This window comes from Corynebacterium variabile, assembly GCF_006539825.1.
GTDB classification, from domain to species: domain Bacteria; phylum Actinomycetota; class Actinomycetes; order Mycobacteriales; family Mycobacteriaceae; genus Corynebacterium; species Corynebacterium variabile.
In genome coordinates this window covers 18,666-43,597 of record NZ_BJNT01000014.1, presented here as the reverse complement: position 1 = coordinate 43,597, position 24,932 = coordinate 18,666, and the positions used below count along the sequence as shown (strand labels likewise).

The following is a 24,932-nucleotide window of genomic DNA, read 5'->3' as shown; positions in this document are numbered from 1 at the left end:
ATTCTAAGGGGTCTCCGCGACCACCGCGTCATCGGGCACGGCCTCCATCGGGTGCATGCGCTGGGAGATGACGCGGGTCACTCCGTCGCCGCGCATCGTCACGCCGTAGAGCACGTTGGCGATGTCCATCGTCGGCTTCTGGTGGGTGATGACGATGAGCTGGGAATCACGCCTGAGCTCGAGGAACAGGGCGATGAGCCGACGCAGGTTCACGTCGTCGAGCGCGGCCTCGACCTCGTCCATGACGTAGAACGGGCTGGGCCGGGCGCGGAAGATCGCCACCAGCAGTGCCAGGGCCGTCAGTGACTTCTCGCCACCGGACAGCAGCGACAGCCGCTTGACCTTTTTCCCCGGCGGACGGGCCTCGACCTCGATACCGGTGGTGAGCATGTCGGAGGGGTCGGTGAGGATCAGGCGTCCGGCGCCACCCGGGAAAAGGGTGTCGAAGACCCGCGGGAACTCCGCCTCGACGTCCGCCCACGCGTCGGTGAACAGCTGGAGGATGGTGGAGTCCACGTCCCGGATGACGTCCTCCAGGTCGGCGCGGGCACGCTCCACGTCGTCGAGCTGGGTGGCGAGGAAACGGTGGCGTTCCTCCAGGGCGGCGAACTCCTCGAGGGCCAGGGGGTTGACCTTGCCGAGGTTGCGCAATGACTTCTCTGCGGCGGCGAGTTCCTTCGCCGCGGTCTCCCGGTCGAAGTCCTCACCGGGCGCCTCGGCGAGGAGCTGGGGTGCGGCCATGCCGAGCTGGTCCATGGCCTGCTCGAGGGCCTGCTCGATGCGCAGCTGCGCCTGGGAGCGGGCGATCTCGGCCTGGTGGGACTTGTCGGTGAGGTGGTTGAGCCGCAGGGTCAAGGTGTTGACCTTGTCCTTATTCCGTGTGAGGGTCTCCTGCCACTGCCGGTGTGCTTCCGCGGTCCGGGTGCGGGATTCCGCCGCCCGGTTCAGCGCATCCTTCAGCCGCAGGTCGACGCGCTGCGCCTGGGCGCGGACCACTCCGGCACGCTCCCTTGCCGCCCGGCGTCTTGCCGCCGCGCGCTCGAATTGTTCACGGGCGGACGCCTCCTGGCGGGCCTGCCGGCGCAGCCCCTCGGCCCGGCCGCGGTGGGACCCGGCGCGCTCCTCGGCGGTGCGCAGTGCCAGCCGCGCCTCCATCTCCATGGCACGGGTCTGGGTCAGCGCCTGGGCGGTGGAGTCCCGTTCGACGGTGGAGGGTTCCTCGCCGGTCTCCTCGGAGTCGACCCGGGAGAGCCGGTCGGCGACCTCGTCCGCTTCTGCGGCGAGCTTCTCTCGTCGCTGTTCAGCCTCGTCACGGTCGGCAGTGGCCCGGGCGAGCAGTCGTCCGGCCTGTTCCGCGGCCCGGGAGGACGCCTCGGCCCGACGTTTCGCCGCGGCGAGGCGTCCCTCATGGTCGCGGACGGCGGCCTTGGCGGAAGCGGCGGCGGTGCGGAGTTCCTCGGCGGTCTGTTCCGCGCCATGCAGCGAGGCCTGCAGGTCACTGAGTTCGTTGCGCAGGTTCTCGACCTCACCGGTGGCCTCGGCGATACGGGTCGACAGTTCGACCGGGGTGGCCCCACCGGAGCCTGCGGCGATCCAGCCGGTGCCGAGCAGGACGCCGTCTTTCGTCACCGCCCGCAGCCGGGGGTCGGCGGTGACGACGGCGCGTCCGGCGTCCACCGAGTCCACCGCGACGACATCGACGAGCAGTGAGGTCACCGGGGTGACGACCTCGGCGGCGATGTCGAGGTGGTCGAGCAGCCAGGTCGCCCCGGAGACGTCCGCCGGCGCCTGGGAGTCGAGCCGCCAGGTGGACCCGTCCGTCCCCTCCCCACTGCTGCTGCCTCGGACCAGGGTGGTGCGCCCCTCCCCGGCGTCCACCAGGGCGGCGACGACGGCGGCGACGGCCTCCTTGTCCGCGGAGCCGACCAACCCCTCGGGCAGTACGGCGGCGACGGCGGTGGCCCAGCCGTGGTTGACGGTGACCAGTCCTGCCAGGGGTCGTGGTTCGGCGTGACCGAGCTGCTTCGCGGTCTTCACCGCCACCGCCCCTCCGTCGGTGGGACGCAGCCGGTCGCGCCAGCCGTCGATGCGGGCGTCCAGGGTGGCGAGCTTCTTCTCCAGCTCACGCTCCGTCTTCCGCAGTTCGGTGACGCGGGTCTCGGCACCGGTGGACTCCTCGGCGGCCCGGGTCGCTGCCTCTGCCAGCCCCTCCCCTGCAGCCTTGATCTCGTCGAGTGCCTCGACCGCCTCCGCGACCTCGGCGCCGGTGGTCTCCTCCATGGACTCGCGGTGCTCCGCGACGGTCTGCTCGAGTCGGCCGATCTCGTTGTCGAGCGCGGAGCGGCGCTGTTCCAGGGCGTCCTGCTGGGCGAGCAGGCGCACGATGCCTTCCCGACGGTCGGCGATGGCGCGGACCTGGGCGAGATGCTCGTGCTCTGCCTCGCGGGCGGCCTCCGCCCGGTCCTCGACCTCCTCGCGGACCTCACTGAGCCGCTCGGTGGCGATCTCCACCTCTTCGTCGAGTGTGGCCTGCTCCTCCTCGGCGGCCTCGGCGCGGGCGATCAGGTCATCGGGGTCGGTGCCGGTCCAGGTGTCCGACATACCGGATTCGGAGGCACGGTCGGCGGCGATGCGCAGGGTCGCGGCATTCTTCTCCGCGATGGTCGACAGGGTGAACCACAGCGTCCGGGCGGATTCGGCGTCCTCCAGGGCGGTGCGCAGTTCCTCCTCGGTGACGGCGAGTTCCCCGGAGTACTCCTCCAGGTCGACACGCACCGCGTCGGTGTCGGCGGTGAGGACAGAGAGTTCGGCGTCTGCTTCGGTGAGCTGGTCGGTGAGCCGACGGACCTTGTCGGCGGCGAGCAGCAGCCGGTTGTCGCGGATCGTGGCCTGGACCCGTTCTGCCTTCTGTGCGGCCTCGGCCTGCCGGGCCAGTGGCTTGAGCTGCTTGGCGAGCTCGTCGGTGAGGTCGTGGAGCCGGTCCAGGTTGCCCTGCATGGAGACGAGCTTGCGCTGCGCCTTCTCCTTGCGTCGTCGGTGTTTGAGGACGCCGGCGGCCTCCTCGATGTAGGCACGGCGCTCCTCGGGCCGGGATTCGAGGATCTGGGAGAGGCGCCCCTGACCGACGATGACGTGCATCTCGCGACCGATGCCGGAGTCCGAGAGCAGCTCCTGGATGTCCATCAGACGGGCCTTCGCCCCGTTGATCTCGTACTCGGACGCCCCGTCGCGGAACATCCGCCGGGTGACGGAGACCTCGGAGTAGTCGATGGGCAGCGCGCCGTCGGAGTTGTCGATGGTCAGCGTGACCTCGGCACGGCCGAGGGCTTTGCGTTCGCCGGCGCCGGCGAAGATGACGTCCTCCATCTTGCCGCCACGCAGGGTCTTCGCGCCCTGCTCCCCCATCACCCAGGCCAGTGCGTCGACGACGTTGGACTTGCCGGAGCCGTTGGGCCCGACGACGCCACAGATCCCCGGCTCGAACTTCAGGGTCGTCGCCGAGGCGAAGGACTTGAACCCTTTGAGGGTCAGTGACTTCAGGTGCATCGGGTGGCAGGGGCCTTTCGGCTAGCGGGTATCGAAGCCATCGTACCCGCCTCGCGGGCCGGTCACGGAGTCCACCACGGTGTCCACGCGGCCCGGTGTGTCCCCGGAACGCAGCCAGGCGAGCAGGGCGTCCGTGGCGTCCTCGCGTCCTTCGGCGACAACGAGGACGCGACCGTCCGGGTAGTTCGACGCGAAACCGACCAGCCCGAAGTCCAGCGCTTTCGTCCGGGTCGCCCAGCGGAAGCCGACGCCCTGGACGTGCCCGTGGACCCACGCGGTGAGGCGGACGGGGGACGCGGCGAGGTCGGCCGGTTCGGTGTCGCTCATGGACCCAGTCTAGGTGCAGCAGTCCAGGTGCAGCGTCCGGGCGTGGGGACCCAGGACACCGGTCCCGCACCGTCAGAGGTACGGGTGGGTGATCAGCTCCAGATAGTGGCCGGAGGGGTCCAGGAAATAGACACCCCGGCCGTCGTGACCGTGGTTGATCTCACCGGGCTGCTGACGCTGTGGGCCGGCCCAGAACTCGATACTCCTCTCACGCAGCGTGCGGAGGGCACGGTCGAAATGACCGTCATCGACGAGATACGCGTAGTGCTGCGGGGAGTACTCCCACGTCACCTCAGCGAACTGAAGCATCACCCCGTCACCGATCGTGACATTGGTGAAGATCCCCCACGACTCTGCGGGGGCGGCCTCGAGAATGTCGATGTAGAACACCGCCATGTCGGCGGAGATCTTCGAGGCGATGATCGTGTGGTTGAAACGTGCGGTCATGATTCTCCTTGTTTCTGCGTTCTCTGTGTTCTCTGTGTTCTCTGTGTTCATTGGAGGTACGCAAGGACAAGGAGGTCCGCGGATCAGGACACGACCAGTACATCTTTCCGGGAGCGGCCGCGTCGGGCCTGACTGGTCATCACGGTGGGCAAGCTACCCGCGTCCTTCCACTCCGTCAATGTCTGCTAAATGTCTGCTCAATGCGTGCTCAATGCCTGCTCAATGCCTGCGCAGGTTCCGGCGCATGAGGACCCGTGGAAACCCGTCGAGCACCGAGTCTGTCTCCGCCACCACGGTGAACCCTGTCTTCTCGAACATGTGCCGTGTCCCGACATAGGCCATGGTCATGTCCACCCTCTCGCCACCATTGTCTACCGGGTACGCTTCCACCGCCGGTGCGCCGTTCGCCCGGGCATGCTCCACCGCCCCGTCGATGAGTTTTCCGGTGATGCCCTGCTTCCGGTGGCCGGGACGCACCCGCACACACCACAGCGACCACACCGCCAGATCGTCGAGGTGCGGGATCCTCCGGTTGACCGCGAAGCTCGTCGCCACCCGGGGATGCACCGCAGCCCAGCCGACCGGCTCGCCATCCTGGTAGGCGACTACCCCGGGAGGCGGGTCTAGGGTGCACAGCTCACGCATCTTCTCACCCCGTGCCGTGCCGTGCAGGGCGTTGGGTTCCTTGTTCCGCAGCCGGTAGGTCAGGCAGAAGCACACGTTCGCCGTCGGTGACCTCTTGGGCCCGACGAGCGTGGCGACGTCCTCGAAGACCACCGCTGGACGGACCTCGACAGTGCTGTCGGAGTTTTCGGCCCTGTCGGTGCTCATGGTTTCCAGTATGCGCCGTGTCGACCGCGGTCACCGGGGGTCACTCTCCGGCCGGGCGCACCGGCTGCCGCAGGATTGTGCGGAGCTTCTCCGGTGCCGCCCGACGCGGATCGCCGAGATAGATCTCGTGGTGGCGTCCGACCATCTCCAGTCCCTGCGCCGGGATGAACTCACTATGCATCTCCTCCAGTACCGGCCCTTCCGCGTCAAACGGGCCGATGCGGAGGGTCTGGACGCAGAGCCCCTCGTCGAGAACGCTGACGTGGACGTCGTCGAGTCGGGCAGGTGGTGTCTTCTTCGCCCTCACAGCCGCCACCGCAGCAGTGACGTCATGTTCCCCCAGCCAGTCCGGCACCGCCAGCATCATCGTCCAGTCCCAGACAGACTTGTCCCGTGCGTCCGTGAAGGACGCCATGTGCTCTGCCCACCACAGTCCCTCCAGCGGCGGCACCACGTAGTCGTGTCCGGATGCTTTGCTCGCGAACTTGAGGGCGTACGCCACGGGGTAGAGCGCGGCCAGGGCTGCCGCGTAACTCGGGTCGGTGTTCGGGTCGCCGTGACCGTCCACCATGAGATAGCGGCTCGGCGGCACGGTGAGGGCGCGGAACTGTCCGCGTCTGGCGCGGTAGGCGCCGGCCTTTTCAGGTCTGTCTTCTCCGGCTCCGTCATATCCGCCACAGTAGGCGGGCCACCGGATACCGTGGTGCCCGTGCAGAACACCAGTCCCCTCCCCTCACTTGATGACCGCCGCTTCGCCGCTGCCGCCCGGGCCGAGGGTGGTGAAGTCGGCCCCGCGACCATCTTCCACTACCGCGAGGCCGACGGCGAGATCTGGGCGGAGTACGCCGGTGGCGAGGTCCGCCGGGGATTCCTCGTCGGCACCCGGACCGGCGACACGCTGAGCTTCCGCTACAGCCACCTCAACACCGACGGCGAGACGGCGTCCGGACGCTGCACCTCCGAAGTCACGGTGGACGCCGCAGGGAGATTCCGGCTGCTCGAGACCTGGACCTGGGAGTCCCGGGAGGGCTCCGGCACCAGTGTCGTCGAGGAGCTCAGTGCGGTCACCACCGCAGGGACCTGCACGCTGCCCTGACAACGGCCCCGAGAATTGCCCTGCTCAGATGCGCAGTCCGACCGTTCCCACGGCCTCGAAGGAATCGTCCTTGTCGTCCCAGCACTCGACATTCTTCAGGCCGGGGATCATGGACCGGCGGAACACCGGGTCGATGCCCTCCCTCTTCTGGAGGCTGTAGTTCCGCAGCAGTTTGAGCACCACCGGGCACAGCGGGATCAGCGCACAGAGGTTGAGCACGACCATCGTCGCCGCTCCGGTGTCCGCCAGCGCCCAGATCACCGGCACGTCGACGATCGCCCCGAGGAAGACACAGATAACCACCAGCGACCGGAAGACGAGCATGACCACCGGGTTCTTCGTGAAGTACTCCACGTTGGACTGCGCGAGGTAGTAGTTGCCGATGACCGAGGAGAAGGCGAGGAAGAACAGGATCAGGGTCACCGCGTGGGTGCCCCAGTCACCGACCTGTGCCGCCATCGAATCCTGTGTCAGCTTCGCCCCCTCGACATCGGTGCCGAAGGTCGGGTTGGACAGCAGGATGATGAACGCGGTCACCGAGCAGACGATGAGGGTGTCGAAGTAGACACCGAGGGTCTGCACCAGGCCCTGCTTGCAGGGGTGGGACGCTGCGGCCGTACCGGCGGCGTTCGGGGCGGACCCCTGACCGGCCTCATTGGAGAACAGACCACGGCGCATGCCGTTCATGAACGCGGCGCCGACAGTCGCGCCGGCGAACTCCTTGAATCCGAGGGCACCGCCGATGATGTCGCCGATGACAGCGGGGATCTCGGAGATGTTCATCCCGATCACCAGCAGTCCGAGCAGGATGTAGGCGATCGCCATGAACGGCACGAGGATCTGGGTGAAGGACGCGATGCGCTGGACACCACCGAAGACGATCATCGCGGTGAGCAGGGCGACGGCGACACCGATGACGACCTTCATCGTGGTGGTGTCGCTTTCGACCGAGGTGGCGACGGAGCTGACGATAGAGTTCGTCTGCAGGGCGTTGTTGATGAACCCGAAGGTGATCGTGATGACCACGCCGAAGATCACCGCCAGCCACTTCGCGTTGAGGCCGCGGGTCATGTAGTACGCCGGGCCACCGCGGTAGGCGTTGGCGGCGTAGTCACGGGTCTTGTAGAGCTGGGCCAGCGTCGCCTCGATGAAGGCGGTGGCTCCGCCGAGGATGGCGATCATCCACATCCAGAACACCGCGCCCGGGCCACCGAGGGTGATCGCGACAGCCACGCCGGCGACATTGCCGGTACCGACGCGGGACGCCGCTGAGATCGTGAACGCCTTGAACGGGGAGATGCTCTTGTCCGGGGCCTTGGTGCCTTTCTCCCCGGCATGGGCTGCCGCACCCTGCGCCAGGACGTCGTCGTCCTGGGACGGTGGTTCCGTCACCGCACCGAACATATGGGGCAGAAGCCGGATCTGGACCACTATCGTGCGAATGCCGAAGTAGACACCGGCAGCGACGAGAATCCAGACGACAACTCCCCAATAGGAGTCATTGAGTGAGGTGATGAAATCCGTCATGTCGAGCGACACTACGGCAAAGGACGGGCGACCGCTCCCCTGCCGTCGTTGTTCGTCGGGTCCACCGCTACCGTGTGCTAGTACTGGAGGCGACGGTGACCAGTGACGTTCACCGCCGGACGAGGGAGCCGTACCCGGACGACGACAAGACGGCCACGAAAGGTCGTGGCTGCCATGTCATGGTTCATTCTCGTTGTCTCCGGTGTCTTCGAGGCGGTCTGGGCGACCGCGCTCGGGCGTTCCGACGGACTCTCCCGCCTCTGGCCGACTGTCGTGTTCTTCTCCGCACTGGTCGTCAGCATGGGCGGTCTCGCGTGGTCGATGCGGGATCTGCCGACCGGCACCGCCTACGCGGTATGGGTGGCGGTCGGTGCAGTGTGCACCGTGGCCTGGGCGATGACGACCGGCGAAGAACCGGTCACTGCACTGCGGATCCTGTTCCTCACGGTCATCATCGGCGGCGTGATCGGGCTGAAGCTCGTCAGCTGACCGGCGCCTCCTACCACTGCCGGAGCCCCGGAAGAGATTCGCCGGGTGGTTGGCACCGGGACAGGCACCTGTCAGACTCGGTCCATGGAACCACGCCTGCACTTCCTCACGCTCGCAACTCCCGACCTCGACGCGGCACGGAGGTTCTACCACGATGGGCTGGGATGGCCCATGGCACATGACGAGCCGGGCGAGATCATCTTCTTCCAGATCGCCCCGGGGCTGCTGCTCGGACTGTTCGATGCCGGGAAGTTCGACGAGGATCTTCTCCGTGACCGGGAGGGCGGCGGTGGCAGTGCCGTCAGCGGCGTCACACTGGCCCGCAATGTGCCTGACCGGGACAGTGTCACGGAAACGCTCACCGCATTCGAGGCGGCAGGTGGAACGATCCTCATGCCGGCACAGGAGGGCGCCTTCGGCGGAGTCTTCCACGGCCACGCGGCAGACCCGAACGGCGTCATCTGGGAGATCGCCCACAACCCGGGCTGGCACATCGCCGACGACGGCTCGGTGTTCTTCGACTAACTGCGGCTCAGCGCCGCTGGCACTCCGGGCAGAAGTGCGAGGACCGGTTGGTCCACTGTTCCCGGACGACGGGCGTGCCGCACCGTGGGCAGGGTTCCCCCTCGCGGCCGTAGACGTTGAGCGACCGGGAGAAGTACCCGGACGCCCCGTTGACGTTGACGTAGAGGTCGTCGAAGGTGGTCCCGCCGGCGGCCAGGGCACGGGTCATGACCTCCGTCGCGGCGTCCAGCAGGGACATCACATCGGTCTGACGCATCGCGGTGGCCTTCTTCCGTGGGTGGACCTGTGCCGCCCACAGCGCCTCGTCGGCGTAGATGTTCCCGATCCCGGAGACCACGGTCTGGTCCAGCAGGACGCGCTTGATCTCGGAGCGCTTCTTCCGGATGACACGGGCGGTGTGCGCGGCGTCGAACGCAGCGTCCAGCGGGTCCACGGCGATATGCGGCACCGGATCGGTCACCCCCGGAGCGGTGACCTCCCAGCGTCCGAAGGTGCGCTGGTCGACGAAACTGAGTTCCAGTTCTCTCCCGGTGTCGGTGACCAGCAGTGACCGGATCCGTAGATGCGGTGAGGTCACCTGCCCCGGCTCGCCGAGCAGCATCTGCCCGGACATCCCGAGGTGGACCAGGAGGCAGCGTCCTGAACTCTGCCCTGAACCCTGGCCACCGCGTGGGTACTCCAGGTCGATCCAGAGGTACTTGCCCCGCCGCCGGAGGGCAGTGATCCTGGCGTCCTCCAGACCCGCTTCCAGGGCCGCGGCACCGCCGGGCTGGCCACGCACCGCGCGCGGGTGCAGCACCTCGGTACCGACGATGGTCGCACCGGTGATGTGCTCCGCCAGGCCGCGGCGCACAACCTCGACCTCAGGAAGCTCGGGCACCGGCGGCTCAGCCGTTCAGGCCACTGAGCGTGCGGTAGGCCTCACGGGCGGCGTGGTGCTCCGCCTCCTTCTTCGTGTGCCCGGTCCCCGTACCGCGCACCTCACCGTCGAAGGAGACGGTCGCACTGAAGGTCTGGTCGTGGTCCGGTCCCTTGACGTCGGACGCGTACACCGGGTCCCCGGAGATCTTCAGGTCGGACATCTTCTCCATCAGCACGGTCTTCCAGTCCATGGTGAGACCGGTGGACGGGGCCGTGGTGATCTTGCGCTCGAAGATACGCAGCACCGTGGCACGGGCGACCTCGAAGCCGCACTCCAGGTAGATCGCACCGAGCATGGCCTCCACCGAGTCCGCGAGGATGGAGTGCTTGTCGGCACCGCCGGTCATCTCCTCACCGCGGCCGAGCAGGATGTTCCCACCCATCCCCAGCTCCCGGGCGACCTCGGCCAGGGCGTACATGTTGACCACACCGGCACGCATCTTCGAGATGTCCGACTCGGAGCGGTCCGGGAACTGCCGGTAGAGCTGCTCGGCGACGGAGAGGCCGAGGACGGCGTCCCCGAGGAACTCGAGCCGCTCATTGTTCGGCAGGTTGCCGTTCTCGTTGGCGAAGGAACGGTGCGACAGGGCCAGACGCAGCATACCGTCGGACAGTTCCACGCCCCACGCCTCGAGCAGTGGGGTGTGGTCGGTCTTCGAGAAGGCGGCCTCCAGTGCGGCTTCTCCGGTCAGGCGACGTTTGCGCGACATCAGTTCTTCCCGTCTTCACTGTCGTCGGAGTCCGCCTCGTCGGCGATCTCGTCGAGCTTGCCGGCCAGACCCGCCCACCGGGCGTCCGGGGCCGGCTCCTGCTCCTCGGAGATGCCGTCGGGGGCGGGGATGTCGTCGGCGCACTCGTGGCCGTAGTCCTCACACACCGGGTTGAACGGCAGGTTCAGCCCCACCTCATCGAGCACCAGCTGGGTGATGTCGACCATGTCATCCTGGACGAGCAGCGGCTCGAAATCGTCGTCGTCCCCGGTCTCGCCCCCGGCGACACCGTCACGGGTGATGAAGTCGGCGTTGATGCCGAAGACATCGCTGATGCGTACCGACAGCGGCTCATCGAGCTCCGCCAGACAGCGGGAGCACTGGCCGGTGGCCCGGCCGTGGACGGTGGCGTCCACCAGCAGGGACTCCCCCAGATTCGACACGTCGGCGTCGACCTCGATCGGAGATCCCTCGGCGACACCGAGCATCTCACCGCCGAGACGGACCGGTGCGGGGCCGGTGGTGGTCAGATGCTGAGGCATTCCGGTGGACCGGAGAACCTCGCGGACTTCAAGCTGGAAGGGATTCGTACTCACCGTGTCATTCTTACCCTTATCAGGTCAGGTGGGGCGAATCAGCCGCGCTCGCCCCAGTCGTTGCGGCTCTCGCGCTGCTCACGGCCCTCCCGCTGATCGCGCGGGTACCGGTTGCCGGAGACACCCGCACCCTTGCGCAGTGCGGAGCGGTCGCGGGACACGGTACGCAGCGATCCGTTGAGGGACTCCTCGAACTGGGCCAGCGTGCTGTCGACGTACTGGTCGCACTCGCGGCGCAGCCGGTCGGAGTCGGCGTGCGCGGACTCGATGATCCGGCGGGCCTCTGCCTCGGCCTCGCGGACGACCTCGGACTCGCTGACCAGTCGACGCTGCTCGGCGATACCTTCGTTGACCGCACGGTCGTAGAGGTTGTTCCCCTCGTCCACCAGGCGGGTCTTCTCCGCCTCGGCACGGGCGGTGGTCTCCTGGTACTCGCGGCGGGCGTCCTCCTCCAGACGCACCGCCTGCGCCTCAGCGTCGGAGACGGTGGCATTCGCCCGCTCCTCCGCGTCCGCCAGGGTGTCTGCCGCCTGGTTCCGGGCGTCCGTGACGATGCGCTCGCTCTCCTCCTCCGCATCGGAGACGAGGGTGCTCGCCTTGGTCTCTGCCTCGGAGAGGATCGCGTCCTCCCGGTCAAGAACATCCTGGGCATCATCCAGGTCACCGGGGATGGAGTGCCGGACCATGTCGAGCAGATCGATGGCACTGGAGCGGTTGACCATGCAGTTCCCCGACATGGGGACTCCATAGGCCTGTTCCACCAGTGTCTGCAGATCGTCGAGGCCCTCGAAAGTCTTGTACATGACAGCCAGCATGCCAGAAACCGCCGCGATGTTACGGATGTGACACGCGGGACACGGACTTTTGAGCGGCCACCGACCCGGCCGCTACCCCCGGTACTTGGCGAGCACGGCCTCGGCGACATTCTCCGGCAGCAGACCGTTGACGTCACCGCCGTACTTCGCGACCTCCTTGCAGATCGTCGAGGAGACGTAGCCGTACTCCGGGTCGGTGAGCAGGAAGAACGTCTCCACCCCGGTGAGCCGCTGGTTCATTTGGGCCATCGGCAGCTCGTACTCGTAGTCCAGGGAGCTGCGCAGCCCCTTCACCAGGGCCGGGATATCGTGCTCACTGAGGTAGTCGACCAGCAGACTGTCCCAGGTGTCGATGGTGATCTTCTCTGCCTCGGGAAGACCGGTGGCGTCCAGTGCCTCCCGGATCAGCGCGATGCGCTCGTCGGCGTCGAAGAGCCCGGATTTGTTCGGGTTGTAGGTCACCAGCACGGTGACCTCGTCGAACATCCGCGCAGCGCGGGTGAAGATGTTGATGTGACCGTTGGTGACGGGGTCGAAGGACCCGGGGCAGCAGACTCGCATGGACCGCATTTTACGGCCTGAGCCGCCCACTGTGCTGTTCGAGGTACCCGCACACCGCCACCACGATGACGCCGGACGCCACGAGGATCCCCAGCCCCCAGCGCAGTCCGACCTCGTCGGCGAGTGCACCGACGACGGGACTGGTGGCCAGGAAACCGATGCGCATGAACCAGCTGACGACGGTCACTCCACCGCCCTGACCGATCCCGGGGAACCTGGCGGCCGCCCCCAGCGCACTGGGCACCAGGGTCGCGGTACCGTAGCCGGCCAGCGCGAAGCCGAGGAACAGCGGCAGCGGTCCGACGGCGGTGGCGATGAGGACGCCGCCCGCCGCGATCAGCACACCACCGACGCGGGCGACCCGGACTGTCCCGTACCGGTTGATGAGCGGATCCCCGGTGAATCGGCCGATGCACTGGCTGCCGATGGCCACGGTGAACGCCACCCCGGCCACGCCGAGGTCCAGTCCCGCCAACTGCACCCCGGACACCGCCGCCCAGTTGTTGGCGACGTCCTCGACGACGGTGCCGCAGAGCGCGACCGCCACCAGCGGCAGGGCGAGGACCGCGACCGAGCGCCAGCGCCCGGGCACGGGCGGGCCACCCGGGGAGGCGTCCTCGGCAGGAGCGGGTGCCTGCTCCCCGATCCACCGGCCACCGACAACTGCCACGGCAATTCCCGGCACCGCCGTGACGGCCAGGTGGAGCCGCATGTCGACACCGGCCGCCGCCGATGCGGTGGCCAGTGCTCCGGCGGCGACACCACCCAGGCTCCACATGGCGTGCATCGAGGACAGGACGGACCGGCCGGCTGCATCCTGGGCACGGACTCCGGCGACGTTCTGTCCGACATCGACGACGGCGTCTACCACGCCCACGACGAACAGTGCGAGGGCGAGGAAGGTACCTGAGGGCGACCAGGCGACGGCGGCGACGGCCACGGCGAGAACCACCGTCCCCACGACCGAGACCGGGACCGGTCCCCACCGTGCGATGAGCCGGGGCGGGAGCGCGGAGGAGCAGATCGACCCGACCGCACAGCAGGAGACGATCAGTCCGAACCGGGACTAGCTGAGAGACAGTTCGTCGGACAGTGTGGGGTACCAGGGCAGCAGTGAGGCGTAGAGCGCCCCGTTGCTGGCGAAGAGCAGGCGGGAGCCGGCCACCCCGCCGTTCGCCGACCTGATACTCAATCCACCCGGTCCGCTCAGTCCGCTCAGTCCCCGGTGCCCCGCCAGATCGCCATGTCCATCCGGGCGATGCCGAAGGTGCGCTTCTTGAGCTTCTGCCCGGTGGTCTCGAATCCTTCGGGCCAGTCGACCTCGGCGGAGTCGACGTGCCGTTCGACGACGACCACGGCGTCCTTCGTCAGCAGCGGGATCAGCGCCCGGACCATCTCGTCGACGGCCTCGTCGGCAAGCTCGTAGGGCGGGTCGGCCAGCACCATCGTGTAGTGGTCACGCGGCGCACCGGAGAGGAAGACAGAGGCCTTGGCCTCGACGACGCGGGTGGCGGGGTGTCCGACCACGACAGCGTTGGCGCGGGCGATCTCGCAGGCGCGGTTGTTGTCGTCGACCAGGGTCACTTCCGCCGCCCCGCGGGATGCCGCCTCCAGGCCGAGCGCCCCGGACCCGGCGAAGAGGTCGAGGACGACCTCACCGTCGAAACCGAAACGCACCTGCAGGGAGGAGAAGAGCCCCTCGCGGGCGCGGTCGGAGGTCGGCCGCGTCCCCTCGGACGGCACCTTGAGCTTCCGGCCGCGGGCGTTACCGGAGATGATGCGGGTCACTGGAGCTCCTCCAGGGTCAGCAGGAGATCGCCCCCGTCGACGGCGGTGAAGTCCTCGACCGCACTGCGACGTGCGGTGCCCGGACCCGGTGCGACGACGTTGGCCTCCACCTTGACGGCCTCGACCACGGCGAGGCGGTCACCGGCGGCGACAGCCTGCCCGTCCTCCACCTCGAACCTGACGTGCCCGGCAAAGGGCGCGAAAATATCCATGCCCCGCAGTGTAGTCGGCGCCGGGCGGACGGCATGACGGGGACCGCAGCTGCGCCCGGACGCTCAGCTCCGCTCGATGAACTCCTGGTCGTCGTCGGCGATCTCGGCGACGAGTGCCCTGGCCAGAGCGGTGTCGTAGCCAACGAGATCCTCGGCGTAGCGGCGGGCCTCCTCGATCACCACGGCATCGTCGGCCAGTGACAACAGAGTGACCCGGCGTGCCCGCGAACCGGACTGACTCTCCCCCAGCACGTCGCCCTCGGTCCGGGTCCGCAGGTCCAGCTCCGCCAGTGCGAAGCCGTCGCTGGTCGCGGCGATGGACTGCAGACGTCGGGAGGACGCCTCCTCCTCCGGCACCGCCGTGCACAGGAAGCACCAGGAGTTGTCGGCGCCACGGCCGACACGTCCGCGCAGCTGGTGGAGCTGGGAGACGCCGAAGTTCTCCGCGTCGACGACGACCATCACCGTCGCCTCAGGGATGTCGACACCGACCTCGACCACGGTGGTGGCGACGAGGACGTCGATCTCGCCGGACGCCAGGTCCGCCATGACCTCGGCCTTGTTGTCCATCCGCCCGTGAAGCCGGCCGATCCTCAGACCTGCGAGGACGCCGCTCTCCAGCCGTGTGGCCACGTCGTCGACCCCGCCTTCTCCGTCGATGCGGGGGACGACGATGAAGGCGCGGTGCCCGGAGGCGACCTGTTCGCGGATCACGGCGAAGACCCGGTCGACCCAGTTGCGCTTGAACGTGGGGACGACGAAGGTGTCGACCTTGCCGCGTCCTGACGGAGAGCCGGTGAGGGTGCAGACCGACAGATCGCCGAACATGGTCATCGCGACGGTGCGCGGGATCGGTGTGGCGGTCATGACCAGCAGGTGCGGGGTGCGCTCGACCGGCGCGTTTTCCCGCAGCTTGTCGCGCTGGCGCACACCGAAGCGGTGCTGCTCATCGACGACGACCATGCCCAGGTCGAAGAAGTCGACGCTGTCCTGGATGATCGCGTGGGTGCCGACGACGATGTCGGAGGTCCCGGAGATGATGTCGAGCAGGGCCGCCTTGCGCTCGGCGGCGGTCATCGACCCGGTGAGCAGGGTGACGGTCACCTGCCGTCCGTCGATCCGTTCGAGCAGTCCGGTGAGGGTCCCGGCATGCTGGACGGCGAGCACCTCGGTGGGGGCGAGGAAGGCGCACTGTGCCCCGGAATCGACGACGCGGAGCATCGCGAGCAGCGCCACCACAGTCTTGCCGGAGCCGACATCGCCCTGCAGCAGCATGCTCATCGGGGTCACGGTGTCAGTGGTCCCGGCCATGGCGTCCCCGATGGTCGACAGGGCGTCCTGCTGCGGAGCAGTGAGATCGTAGGGCAGCCGGTCGATCAGGGCCGTGTAGCGCGAGTCCGGCGCGACGGGGACGACCGGCCGGGCGTGGCGGGCGGTGGAGTCCGCCCGGCGCAGCGCCATGACCAGCTGCAGACCGAGCGCCTCGTTGAACTTCAGGCGGGTGCGGGCGGCGTCCGGTCCATCCTCCGGGGGGCGGTGGACCTGGCGCAGTGCGGTGGCGAAATCGAGCACGGGCGCCCCTTCGATCTGCGGCCAGTCCGGGGCACCGGGCACCCGCGGGAGCATCTCGGAAGGCTCGCCCATCGCGGCGAGGACATGGTCCATCACCGCGGTGACCTCGGCGGTGGAGGTGCCTGGACGCCGCCGGTAGGTCGGCAGCCACGGGTGCGAGAGCACCTTCTGGGCCGCGCGCATGCCCCCGGCGACGTCGACGATGGTGGCCAGCGGGCCGAAGGCGCCGAAGGCCGCCTCGTACTCCTCGTCGGTGCGACGGTGGCCGTCGGGGGTCGGGGCGGGATGAAGGGTGATGTAGGAGGGGTTCTTCAGCTGCCACTGGTCGCGCCAGATGCCGAGCGTGCCGGAGAACATGAGCTTCGCGCCCGGGGTGACGAAAGGCTGGTGCATCCGGACATTGCCGAACAGGGCCGAGGAAAAGACGGTGTCCGCCACGCGGAAGGTGAACTGGAGGATCTCGCGGGGTCCGCGTCGGCCGCGGTTGTCCTGGACCTGGGCGGTGAGCACCTCGGCGAGGCAGGTGAACCGGTCGCCCTCCTCCGGCATCTCCCCGGGCACTCCGCCATGATCGGTGAAGGCGCCGGTGCCGGAACTGTGGACGTAGGCGACCGGGAAGTTCATCAGCGCCTGCCCCATGGTCGCCAGCCCCGGCTTCCCGGCGAGACTGCGTGCCCGGTCGGGGGTGATGACCAGGCTCAGCGGCCGGGGGTCATCCCATCCCAGCATCTACTCCACCCCCACCTGCGCGGTCACCGTCAGGCCGGGGACGTGGACGGCGTGGAACTCCGCGTCCGGGTGGGACGCCGCGATCTGCGCCTCGACCCCGGCCATGCCGGCGTCGCCGAGTCCGTCACCGTAGAGGACGGTGACGAGTTCCCCACCCTCGGCGAGGAGCTCCCCCACCACATCGACGACCCGGTCGTCGCCGGTGACGTCGGCCCAGCGCTGGCCGTGGACGGCGTCCGCCATGTCCTCGGCATTGTCCTCGATGTCGGAGGTGGGACTGTAGACGGCGAGTGCGGCCAGCCCGCCGACGACACTGCCGGTGTCCACCACGGTCACCGCGGCACCGGTGTTGTCGAGGACTGCGAAAAGTCCGGTGGTGTCCTGCCCGTTGGTCAGCACGATGACGGGTCCGCCTGCCGCGTCGACCGCGGCGGTGAGGGCGGCGGGACTGTCACCGACGGCGGCCCCGGAGGCGCGGAAGAGTGCGGCCAGGCCGTCACCGGCCGCATCGCCGCCGGGCACCAGCGCGATGACCGGGGACGCCGGGGCCGCGTCCTTCGGCTCCGGTCGCTCAGGCAGGACCTCGATGCGCAGGTCGTGGACGTCACCGAGGGCGAAGACCTGCTCGATGAGCTCACCTGACCGGCTGGTGTGGACGTGGGCGTGACTACCCGGGGCGTCTGCCGCACCGTCGCTGACCACGACGACACTGTCACCGAACCGTTCGAGCAGGGCGCGCAGTTCCCCGGGGTCACCGTGGAAGCCGAAGACGAGTTCGAGGTGCGGGTCCGCTCCGCTGCCGTGGGAGTCCACGGCGTCCGCACTGTCTGCGCTGTCTGCAGCGTCTGCACTGTCCGCGGATCCCGGCTCCGTCTCCAGGGCATCGACCAGTGACTGGAGGATGACGACGAGTCCGCGTCCCCCGGCATCGACCACGCCGGCGTCGCTGAGGGCGGCGAGTTGTCCGGTGGTCTGCGCCAAGGCGGCGACCGCGGCGTCACGGGCGGCGGTGACGACGTCGCTGAGGGACGCCCGGTCGGCTGCACCGGCATCCCGGGCCCCCTCGGCGGCGGCGCGGAGCACCGTGACGATCGTGCCTTCCACCGGGTCGGACAGGGCGTCGAGCACGAGTTCCCCGGCGCGGGCGAGCATCACCGGAACCGTCCGGGCGGAGAGCTCACCGGTGGCCGAGAGGGCCGCGGTATCCGCGACGGCACGGAGGATCTGGCTGAGCACCATGCCCGAGTTGCCGCGGGCGCCGGCGACAGCACCGGCTGCCAGAGCGGCGGCGACCTCGACGGCCGCGTGCGCACCGGTCTCCCCCTGAGCCTCCCCCTGGACCTCCCGCAGCCGAGTGACCGCGGACTCCATGGTCGCGGCCATGTTCGTCCCGGTGTCGGAGTCCGGGATCGGGAAGACGTTGAGCCTGTTGATCTCGGCGCGGTGGCGGCGCAGTCCTGCCAGGGAGGCGGTGGCCCACGCGTCGAGGTAGTCACCCGTGAGGGTGTCGGGGGTGCGGACGGTCACGGTGCGACCTCCTGGTCAGCCAGGGACCAGTTGACCGGGGCGGCACCCTGGGCGGCGAGGATCCCGTTGGCCCGGCTGAACGGGCGGGAGCCGAAGAAACCCCGGTAGGCCGACAGCGGCGAGGGGTGCGCGGACATCACACACCGGTCCTCGCCGACCAGTCCGGCGACCGACTGGGCCTGGCGTCCCCACAGCACCGCGGCGACCGGACGCGTCGCAAGGTGGGAGACCACCGCTCCGGTGATCTCCTCCCAGCCGGTGCCGCGGTCGCTGCCGGCGGCCCCGGCCTGCACGGTGAGGACCCGGTTGAGCAGCATGACGCCGTGATCGGCCCACGGCGTCAGGTCCGCGGATGCCGGTCGCGGCAGTCCGAGGTCGGACTCGTACTCGGTGTAGATGTTGCGCAGAGACTTCGGCAGCGGCCGGGTCGTGGCGGCCGAGGAGAAGGCCAGACCGACGGAGTGTCCGGGCGTCGGATACGGGTCCTGACCGAGAATGAGGACGCGGGTCTCGTCGGCGGGCCGGGCGAGGGCGCGGAAGATGTTCTCCGGGGCGGGCAGCAACTGTTCACCGGCGGTGATGCGGGCTGCGGTGCGCTCGGCGGCGGCAGGCAGGTCCACACCGGCGGCGTCCAGCTCGGCGCGCCAGGACGGGTGGACTGTCGCCAGGATCGTCCCGGCGAGTGCGGCGGTCGGATCGGTCGACGGAGTGGTCACAGCGAATTCCACCCCGAGACATAGAGGGGACGCTGCCCGTCGACGGTCACCGGGTCGGCGAGCTCACCGAATTTGGTCGCGTCCCCGGCGTCCTTCACCTCGCCGATGATACGGTAGCCGGCCGGGGGTTCCTTGTCCGTGGTGCCGAGCAGGGTGTGGTCCTCGCCGCCGGAGAGCACCCATTCCCACGGGTCGTCGCCGGTGATCTCGGCGGCGTAGTAGAGCTGCGCGTCGGGGGTCAGGGCAGCCCCGTCGAGATCGATGATGACCTCGGAGCGGCGCGCGACGGTGGTGAGGTCGCGGATGAGGCCGTCGGAGTTGTCGGTCATCGCGGACATGCCGGCGGCACGCCCGACCGAACCGCGACCCACGATGAGACGGGGCGCGCAGTGGCGGGAGACGAGATCCTGGAGGACAGGATTGTCCGGCACCGCCTCACGGGAACCGTAGTAGTTGAGCAGCGCAAGCCCGGCGGCGGAGTGGCCGATCACGCCGGAGGCGACGACGGCGTGGCCCGGACGTGCGGCGTCCACGGTCAGTGCCGGGTCTGGTCCGGCGAGGACACCGATGGCTGTGACGGCGACGATGAGCTGGCGTGAGGTGACCACGTCTCCGCCGACGAGTTCGACACCCCAGGGGGCGGCGGTGGCACTGATGCCGCGGGCGATGTCACTGACGATGCCGACGGGGAGGTCGGCGGGGGCGGACAGGGACATGAGGACGGCGGTCGGACGGCCACCCATGGCCTGGATGTCGGCGAAGTTCTGGCTGACGGCCTTCACCCCGACCTCGTAGGGGGTGGACCAGTCGAGGCGGAAGTGCTCACCGTCGACGAGAACGTCGGTGGTGGCGATGTCCCGCGAGTTCGGCGGCGCAGGGTCGAGCACCGCGGCGTCGTCACCGTTGACCTCGCTGGGGGCTGCTTCGCGGATCGCCGCGATCGTCGCCGCCTCCCCGATCTCGGAGACGGTGGGGCCGTCGGCGGAGTGTCCGCCGTAGTTCGCTGACGGGTCTCCCGCCCCTGCCGTCCCTGCCGTCACAGCCATCCGCACCCTCATCCATCCAGTAGGCAGTAGTTGTCGACGCCGGTGCCGGCCGTATGATCGGGGCCATGGCAGAGCAGCGTCCCGGTTCCCCGGAAGTCACTGATCAGGGTAGCAGTACCAGAGGACTGTCCCGCACCACGACGGTGCTCGCACTGGTCCTGGCGGTCGTCTTCGTCGGCGCCGTGCTGGCGGGGGCGAAGATCCTCGTCGACCGCAACGTCTACACCGATGTGTCCATGGGACCGGTGGATGCCCCGGACGCGGACTCCCCCGCCTGCGATGCGATCCTCGACGCGCTGCCGGACCGCACCTCCGACTACCGGTCGGTGGGTATCACCGAGCCTGCCCCGACCGGGGCGGCGGCCTACCGGGACTCCGGCGGCGCCGAACTGACGGTGCGGTGCGGTGTCTCGGCGCCGGCACAGTACTCCGTGGTCAGCTCTGTGGTCTCCCACGGCGGTACGGACTGGCTGCGGGTGGATGACGCCACCGAGGGCTCGGACCTGTCGACCTGGTACTCCCTGAGCTCGACCCCGGTGGTCGCGGTGACGGGCAGTGTCGATCCGGGCACCGCACTGGACAGCACCGTCAGCTTCGACGGTATCGGCCGGGCGATCGCCGACAACACCGACGGTGACGCCCCTACCCCGCGCGCGCTGCCGTTGACGGACCTGCCCGCCGACCGTTCCGCGGCGTCCTGCACGGAGTTCGGAGACGCCCTGGCGGACGCTTTCGGTGCCTACCGCCGGGTCACGGAGACTACGGCCGGCGAGCCGATCGACGGTGTGGCGGTGTGGACCGCTCCGGGTGCCGAGCCGGTGGTGGTTCGCTGCGGGGTCGGGATGCCGGAGTCCTATGCCGCCGGAGCCCAGTTGACCCAGGTCGACGAGGTGCCGTGGTACGAGGACACCGCCCTGGGCAACGGGTCGACCGCCGGGGTCTGGTACGCCCTCGGTTACGGGTCGACGGTGGCGGTCTCCCTGCCGCTGGATGTCGGAGACACGGTCCTGCCGCAGATCAGCGGCATCATCGCCGACACGATGGTCAAGACCGGGGAATGACCACGGCCCGAACTACTTCCGCACCAGGGCGCGGGCGATGAGGATGTCGAGCAGTTCGGTGTAGGCCACCCCGGTGGCCTCGAACATCTTCGGGTACATGCTGATCGGGGTGAACCCGGGCATGGTGTTCGGCTCGTTGAGCACGGGGCCGTCCTCGGTGACGAAGAAATCCACCCGGGCCAGGCCCTCACAGTCCAGCGCGCGGAAGGTCTCGACGGCCCAGCGGCGAACCGCGTCGGCCTGGCCCTCGGGCAGCGGGGCGGGGATCTCGTAGCTGATGATGTCGTCGAGGTACTTCGTGTCGAAGCCGTAGAAGCCCTCCGGGCCATCCTCGGTGCCCTCGAGCAGGGACGGCTGGGAGGCGTGGACGGTGCCGTCGGGGTACTGCAGCACACCGCACTCGACCTCCACACCGTGGAGCATGGCCTCGACGAGGATCTTGGTGTCGTGCTCGAAGGCGTGTGCCTCGGCGGCATCCAGGTCCGCCCAGTCGCTGACCTTGGATATGCCGACCGAGGAGCCGCCGCGGGCGGGCTTGACGAAGACCGGCAACCCGATCATCTCCTTCTCCTCGTCGGTGAGGTCGCGACGTTCGGTGAGCACGACCTCGTCGCCGACCGGCACGCCGGCGGCGCGGGCGATGAGCTTGGTGTACTGCTTGTCCATGCAGGCGGCGGAGGCGAGAACGCCGTTGCCGACATAGGGCACGTTCGACAGTTCGAAGACGCCCTGGACGGTGCCGTCCTCACCGTTACGACCGTGGAGCACGGGGAAGATGACGTCGACCTCGGCGTAGAGGGAACCGTCGCCGTAGCGGAGCTGGCCGCGGCCGGAGGCGAAGGAGCCCGGGACCAGGTGGACGCCGCGGGACATCTTCACGGTCGGCAGGTCCCGGCCGTGGGCGGAGAGCGCCTCGGTGTCGGTGGTGCCCTTGACCCACATCCCGGTCTCGGTGATGCCGACGGGGACGACCTCGTAGCGGTCGGGGTCGAGGTGGCTCATCACCGCGGCGGCGGACAGGCAGGAGATGCTGTGCTCGGAGTTCTGGCCGCCGTAGAGGACGGCGACGACGGTGCGGGCGGCGGGTGATGTCGGTTCAGTGTTGCTCACCCGGCAGAGTCTACCGGTCGACTACTCGGCTTTCCGGGTGCGGCCCAGCAGGGAGCGCACCGCGTCCGCCACACTGCCGCCACGGTGGCAGACGTCGACCACCGCATCGGTGATCGGCATGTCCACCCCTGCCTCCTCTGCTATCTCGGCGATGGAGATCGAGGAGATGACGCCCTCGGCGACCTGGCCGCGGGTCGACTCCCGGGCCTGGTCGAGCGTCTCGCCGCGTCCCAGCCGCTCACCGAAGGTGCGGTTGCGCGACAGCGGGGAGTTACAGGTCGCCACCAGGTCGCCGAGACCGGCGAGGCCGGCCATGGTGCGCTCGGAGCCGCCCATCGCGACGGTGAGCCGGGTGATCTCGGCGAGTCCGCGGGTGATGAGCGTGGCGATGGAGTTGTGGCCCAGCCCCATGCCCGCACCCATGCCGCAGGCCAGGGCGATGACGTTCTTGCAGGCGCCCGCGATCTCGCAGCCGATGACGTCGTCGTTGGTGTACGGCCGGAAGTAGGGTGCGGCGGTCGCCTCCTGGACCGCGACGGCCCGGGCGTCATCGGTGCAGGCCACGACGGTGGCGGCGGGCTGGTTGCGGGCGATCTCGTAGGCGAGGTTCGGTCCGGAGAGCACGGCGACCCGCTCCTCCGGCACGTCGGCGACCTCGGCGATGACCTGGCTCATGCGCCGGCGGCTGGAGTGTTCGATGCCTTTGGTGAGGCTGACGAGGGTGGCGTCAGGCCCGATGAGGTCCCGCCAGGCGGCGAGGTTGTCGCGCATGGCCTGCGAGGGCACCCCGAGAAAGACGATCTCCGCACCCTTGAGCGCCCGGGCGGGGTCGGTGGTGGCGGTCAGCGTCTGCGGCAGCTCCACCTCCCTGAGGTAGGTGGAGTTCGTGTGGCGACCGCCGTTGCCGTCCTTGCCGCCGTTGATCTCCCGGGCGATGTCGTCGCGGCGGGCCCACAGGGTGACGTCACTGCCGGCGTCGGCACAGACCTTCGCCACCGTGGTCCCCCAGGATCCCGCCCCCATCACCGCGACCTGCACCATGCTGCCCACTCTCCTGTCGTCGTCGTGTCTATCAGTACGCTGTACATTGAACCAGACTGCCAGACCCGAAGAAGGTAACTCCCGTGATCACCCATTCCGGTATCGGTGACCTGTCCACGTCCGTCGCATCACGGAATCTCGGGGACGCCTCGAGAACCGCGGTCGCCCGCATCGGCAGCTCCCCCTCCGACGAGTTCGTCAATCCGACCTTCGCCGCCGGTGCGGTGATGTGGCGCCGTCTCTCCCCCGCCGACCCTGGCACCCCGGAGACCGGCGCGGAGGACGCCGTGGAGATCGCCGTGATCCACCGTCCGCGCTACGACGACTGGTCGCTGCCCAAGGGCAAGGTCGACAAGGGCGAGGGCATCGTGCAGACCGCGGTCCGCGAACTGGTCGAGGAGACCGGCTACGCCTCGACGCTCGGCTGGCTGCTCGGCTACGTCCACTATCCGGTCGGCAACTCGACCAAGGTCGTCTGGTACTGGACCGCCGAGGTCACCGACTACTCGGACCCCACCCCGGAAGACACCGACGAGGTCGGCGAGCTGCGCTGGGTCTCCCCCGCCGAGGCCACCCGACTGTGCTCCTATGACGCGGACCGTGAGGTCATCTCCGCCGCGCTGGAGCGCCTGTCCCTCGGGGTGACGCGTCGGGTGCTCTACGTCCGTCACGCCAAGGCCGCCGACCGTCGCGGCTGGCAGGGCGAGGACCGGATCCGCCCTCTGACGAAGAAGGGTCGCCGCCAGGCCGAGGCTCTGGTCGACGTGGCCCGCGGCTACGGCGTGAAGTCGCTGAGCTCGGCGGACCCGGAGCGGTGTTCCGACACCCTCGCCCCCACCGCCGAGGCCCTCGGCCTGGAGACCGCGGTGGACGCCTCCCTGGGGGACGCCGCGCTCGAGGACGGCCCCCGGACCGTGATGGACGCTCTGGTGCGGGCCTCCGCCGCCCCGGTCAGCGCGGTGTGTTCCCAGGGCGTGGTGATCCCCGCGGTCGTCACCGGCCTGGCCGCGGACGAGGGGATCGAGATCGAGGACCTGCGGGCGAAGAAGGGCTCGGTGTGGGTCCTGCACTTCAACGCCGCAGAAAAGCTGCTGGGTGCGGACTACCTGGCGTCCCCGCTGCCGGTGCGGTAACGGCCGGCAGCTACCGGATGACCGGCTTGAAGCTCGGCCGGGTCGTCTCGAAGGCGGCGATCGCGTCGGCGTCCTGCAGCGTGATGCCGATGTCGTCGAGGCCGTTGAGCAGGCGCCAGCGGGTGTCCTCGTCCACCTCGAAGGGGAAGACGTGCTCGCCGAGGGTGGCGGTCTGCGCGTCCAGGTCGACGGTCATCTCCGCACCGGAACGCTGCTCCAGCAGTTTCCAGATCAGTTCGATCTGCTCCTCGGGCATGACACCGGCGAGCAGGCCGTTCTTGGCGGTGTTGCCGCGGAAGATGTCGCCGAAGCGCGGGGAGAACACGACCCGGAACCCGTAGTCGAGCAGTGCCCAGACCGCGTGCTCACGGGAGGAACCGGTGCCGAAGTCGGGTCCGGCGACGAGCACCGAGGAGTGCACGTAGGGCTCCTGGTTGAGGACGAACTCCGGGTCGGTGCGCCAGGACTTGAACAGGCCGGACTCGAAGCCGGTCTTGGTCACCAGCTTGAGGTACTCGGCCGGGACGATCTGGTCGGTGTCGACGTTGGACCGCTTCAGCGGCAGGGCGACACCGGTGTGGGTGGTGAATGCTTCCATGTCAGCTC

27 protein-coding genes and 1 riboswitch are annotated in these 24,932 nt (G+C 69.0%); of the genes, 5 read left to right on the top strand and 22 right to left on the bottom strand.

The window, feature by feature from the left end:
- Positions 1 to 3: 3 nt before the first annotated feature.
- The 5 genes from smc to CVA01_RS09170 form a co-directional block, all read right to left on the bottom strand.
- On the bottom strand, positions 4 to 3,546 hold the full coding sequence (smc, locus tag CVA01_RS09190; RefSeq protein ID WP_141330225.1) for a chromosome segregation protein SMC: 3,543 nt from the start codon (positions 3,544 to 3,546) through the stop codon (positions 4 to 6).
- 21 nt (positions 3,547 to 3,567) lie between these two features.
- Positions 3,568 to 3,873, bottom strand: a complete 306-nt coding sequence (locus CVA01_RS09185) for an acylphosphatase (RefSeq protein WP_014010242.1) — start codon at positions 3,871 to 3,873, stop codon at positions 3,568 to 3,570.
- 72 nt (positions 3,874 to 3,945) lie between these two features.
- A complete protein-coding gene (locus tag CVA01_RS09180) occupies positions 3,946 to 4,320 on the bottom strand; it encodes a VOC family protein (protein WP_014010243.1) in 375 nt (124 codons plus the stop codon).
- A gap of 219 nt (positions 4,321 to 4,539) precedes the next feature.
- On the bottom strand, positions 4,540 to 5,151 hold the full coding sequence (locus CVA01_RS09175) for a GNAT family N-acetyltransferase (RefSeq protein ID WP_141330223.1): 612 nt from the start codon (positions 5,149 to 5,151) through the stop codon (positions 4,540 to 4,542).
- Positions 5,152 to 5,191: 40 nt separating this feature from the next.
- On the bottom strand, positions 5,192 to 5,848 hold the full coding sequence (locus tag CVA01_RS09170) for a GyrI-like domain-containing protein (RefSeq protein WP_373862674.1): 657 nt from the start codon (positions 5,846 to 5,848) through the stop codon (positions 5,192 to 5,194).
- A 12-nt stretch (positions 5,849 to 5,860) separates the two neighbouring features.
- Here CVA01_RS09170 and CVA01_RS09165 point away from each other — a divergent pair, with 12 nt between their 5' ends.
- Positions 5,861 to 6,247, top strand: a complete 387-nt coding sequence (locus CVA01_RS09165) for an avidin-fold protein (RefSeq protein ID WP_041630621.1) — start codon at positions 5,861 to 5,863, stop codon at positions 6,245 to 6,247.
- 24 nt (positions 6,248 to 6,271) lie between these two features.
- Here CVA01_RS09165 and CVA01_RS09160 read toward each other — a convergent pair whose 3' ends face one another.
- Positions 6,272 to 7,774, bottom strand: a complete 1,503-nt coding sequence (locus CVA01_RS09160; RefSeq protein WP_141330219.1) for an alanine/glycine:cation symporter family protein — start codon at positions 7,772 to 7,774, stop codon at positions 6,272 to 6,274.
- A gap of 97 nt (positions 7,775 to 7,871) precedes the next feature.
- Positions 7,872 to 7,934, top strand: a riboswitch (guanidine-III (ykkC-III) riboswitch).
- Positions 7,935 to 7,948: 14 nt separating this feature from the next.
- Between CVA01_RS09160 and CVA01_RS09155 the strand changes: the two genes are divergently transcribed.
- Both CVA01_RS09155 and CVA01_RS09150 read left to right on the top strand, forming a co-directional pair.
- Positions 7,949 to 8,263: a DMT family transporter gene (locus CVA01_RS09155; protein WP_014010248.1), complete on the top strand. Its 315-nt coding sequence runs from the start codon at positions 7,949 to 7,951 to the stop codon at positions 8,261 to 8,263.
- An 84-nt stretch (positions 8,264 to 8,347) separates the two neighbouring features.
- A complete protein-coding gene (locus CVA01_RS09150; protein ID WP_141330217.1) occupies positions 8,348 to 8,788 on the top strand; it encodes a VOC family protein in 441 nt (146 codons plus the stop codon).
- A 7-nt stretch (positions 8,789 to 8,795) separates the two neighbouring features.
- On the opposite strand, the gene mutM is transcribed toward CVA01_RS09150, so the two are convergent.
- The 13 genes from mutM to CVA01_RS09090 form a co-directional block, all read right to left on the bottom strand.
- On the bottom strand, positions 8,796 to 9,668 hold the full coding sequence (gene mutM, locus CVA01_RS09145) for a bifunctional DNA-formamidopyrimidine glycosylase/DNA-(apurinic or apyrimidinic site) lyase (protein WP_141330215.1): 873 nt from the start codon (positions 9,666 to 9,668) through the stop codon (positions 8,796 to 8,798).
- A gap of 7 nt (positions 9,669 to 9,675) precedes the next feature.
- On the bottom strand, positions 9,676 to 10,419 hold the full coding sequence (gene rnc, locus CVA01_RS09140; protein WP_141330213.1) for a ribonuclease III: 744 nt from the start codon (positions 10,417 to 10,419) through the stop codon (positions 9,676 to 9,678).
- Complete coding sequence (locus CVA01_RS09135; protein ID WP_014010251.1) at positions 10,419 to 11,015, bottom strand: YceD family protein; 597 nt, start codon at positions 11,013 to 11,015, stop codon at positions 10,419 to 10,421. The genes rnc and CVA01_RS09135 overlap by 1 nt, the downstream gene beginning before the upstream one ends.
- A 38-nt stretch (positions 11,016 to 11,053) precedes the next feature.
- Positions 11,054 to 11,818, bottom strand: coding sequence for a DivIVA domain-containing protein (locus CVA01_RS09130; protein WP_041630623.1), 765 nt, complete (start codon positions 11,816 to 11,818; stop codon positions 11,054 to 11,056).
- An 84-nt stretch (positions 11,819 to 11,902) separates the two neighbouring features.
- The gene (gene coaD / locus CVA01_RS09125) at positions 11,903 to 12,391 is read right to left on the bottom strand and encodes a pantetheine-phosphate adenylyltransferase (protein ID WP_041630624.1); all 489 of its coding nucleotides are present in this window, start codon (positions 12,389 to 12,391) and stop codon (positions 11,903 to 11,905) included.
- A 10-nt stretch (positions 12,392 to 12,401) separates the two neighbouring features.
- On the bottom strand, positions 12,402 to 13,343 hold the full coding sequence (locus tag CVA01_RS09120) for an MFS transporter (protein WP_244938230.1): 942 nt from the start codon (positions 13,341 to 13,343) through the stop codon (positions 12,402 to 12,404).
- A 114-nt stretch (positions 13,344 to 13,457) separates the two neighbouring features.
- Entirely contained in the window at positions 13,458 to 13,583 is a 126-nt protein-coding gene (locus CVA01_RS15470; RefSeq protein WP_268741893.1) for a hypothetical protein, read from the bottom strand.
- A 23-nt stretch (positions 13,584 to 13,606) separates the two neighbouring features.
- Entirely contained in the window at positions 13,607 to 14,179 is a 573-nt protein-coding gene (locus tag CVA01_RS09115; protein WP_014010256.1) for an RsmD family RNA methyltransferase, read from the bottom strand.
- Positions 14,176 to 14,391: a biotin/lipoyl-containing protein gene (locus tag CVA01_RS09110; protein WP_014010257.1), complete on the bottom strand. Its 216-nt coding sequence runs from the start codon at positions 14,389 to 14,391 to the stop codon at positions 14,176 to 14,178. The genes CVA01_RS09115 and CVA01_RS09110 overlap by 4 nt, the downstream gene beginning before the upstream one ends.
- Positions 14,392 to 14,454: 63 nt before the next feature.
- Positions 14,455 to 16,692, bottom strand: a complete 2,238-nt coding sequence (locus CVA01_RS09105; protein WP_141330209.1) for an ATP-dependent DNA helicase RecG — start codon at positions 16,690 to 16,692, stop codon at positions 14,455 to 14,457.
- Positions 16,693 to 18,219: a DAK2 domain-containing protein gene (locus CVA01_RS09100; RefSeq protein ID WP_141330207.1), complete on the bottom strand. Its 1,527-nt coding sequence runs from the start codon at positions 18,217 to 18,219 to the stop codon at positions 16,693 to 16,695.
- Positions 18,216 to 18,935 carry a uracil-DNA glycosylase gene (locus CVA01_RS09095; protein ID WP_141330205.1) on the bottom strand — a complete coding sequence of 240 codons (720 nt, stop codon included), beginning with the start codon at positions 18,933 to 18,935 and terminating at the stop codon, positions 18,216 to 18,218. The genes CVA01_RS09100 and CVA01_RS09095 overlap by 4 nt, the downstream gene beginning before the upstream one ends.
- The gene (locus CVA01_RS09090) at positions 18,932 to 19,981 is read right to left on the bottom strand and encodes a thiamine-phosphate kinase (protein WP_014010261.1); all 1,050 of its coding nucleotides are present in this window, start codon (positions 19,979 to 19,981) and stop codon (positions 18,932 to 18,934) included. The genes CVA01_RS09095 and CVA01_RS09090 overlap by 4 nt, the downstream gene beginning before the upstream one ends.
- A gap of 65 nt (positions 19,982 to 20,046) precedes the next feature.
- Here CVA01_RS09090 and CVA01_RS09085 point away from each other — a divergent pair, with 65 nt between their 5' ends.
- Positions 20,047 to 21,042, top strand: coding sequence for a DUF3515 domain-containing protein (locus CVA01_RS09085; RefSeq protein WP_234946250.1), 996 nt, complete (start codon positions 20,047 to 20,049; stop codon positions 21,040 to 21,042).
- Between the two features lie 12 nt (positions 21,043 to 21,054).
- Here CVA01_RS09085 and CVA01_RS09080 read toward each other — a convergent pair whose 3' ends face one another.
- Both CVA01_RS09080 and CVA01_RS09075 read right to left on the bottom strand, forming a co-directional pair.
- A complete protein-coding gene (locus CVA01_RS09080) occupies positions 21,055 to 22,152 on the bottom strand; it encodes a D-alanine--D-alanine ligase family protein (RefSeq protein ID WP_141330203.1) in 1,098 nt (365 codons plus the stop codon).
- Between the two features lie 21 nt (positions 22,153 to 22,173).
- Complete coding sequence (locus CVA01_RS09075) at positions 22,174 to 23,190, bottom strand: NAD(P)H-dependent glycerol-3-phosphate dehydrogenase (RefSeq protein ID WP_174775627.1); 1,017 nt, start codon at positions 23,188 to 23,190, stop codon at positions 22,174 to 22,176.
- 86 nt (positions 23,191 to 23,276) lie between these two features.
- Between CVA01_RS09075 and CVA01_RS09070 the strand changes: the two genes are divergently transcribed.
- A complete protein-coding gene (locus CVA01_RS09070; RefSeq protein ID WP_141330199.1) occupies positions 23,277 to 24,326 on the top strand; it encodes an NUDIX hydrolase in 1,050 nt (349 codons plus the stop codon).
- A gap of 10 nt (positions 24,327 to 24,336) precedes the next feature.
- Here the strand turns inward: CVA01_RS09070 and leuD are convergent, their stop codons facing one another.
- Complete coding sequence (gene leuD / locus CVA01_RS09065; protein ID WP_141330197.1) at positions 24,337 to 24,924, bottom strand: 3-isopropylmalate dehydratase small subunit; 588 nt, start codon at positions 24,922 to 24,924, stop codon at positions 24,337 to 24,339.
- Between the last annotated feature and the right edge of the window lie 8 nt (positions 24,925 to 24,932).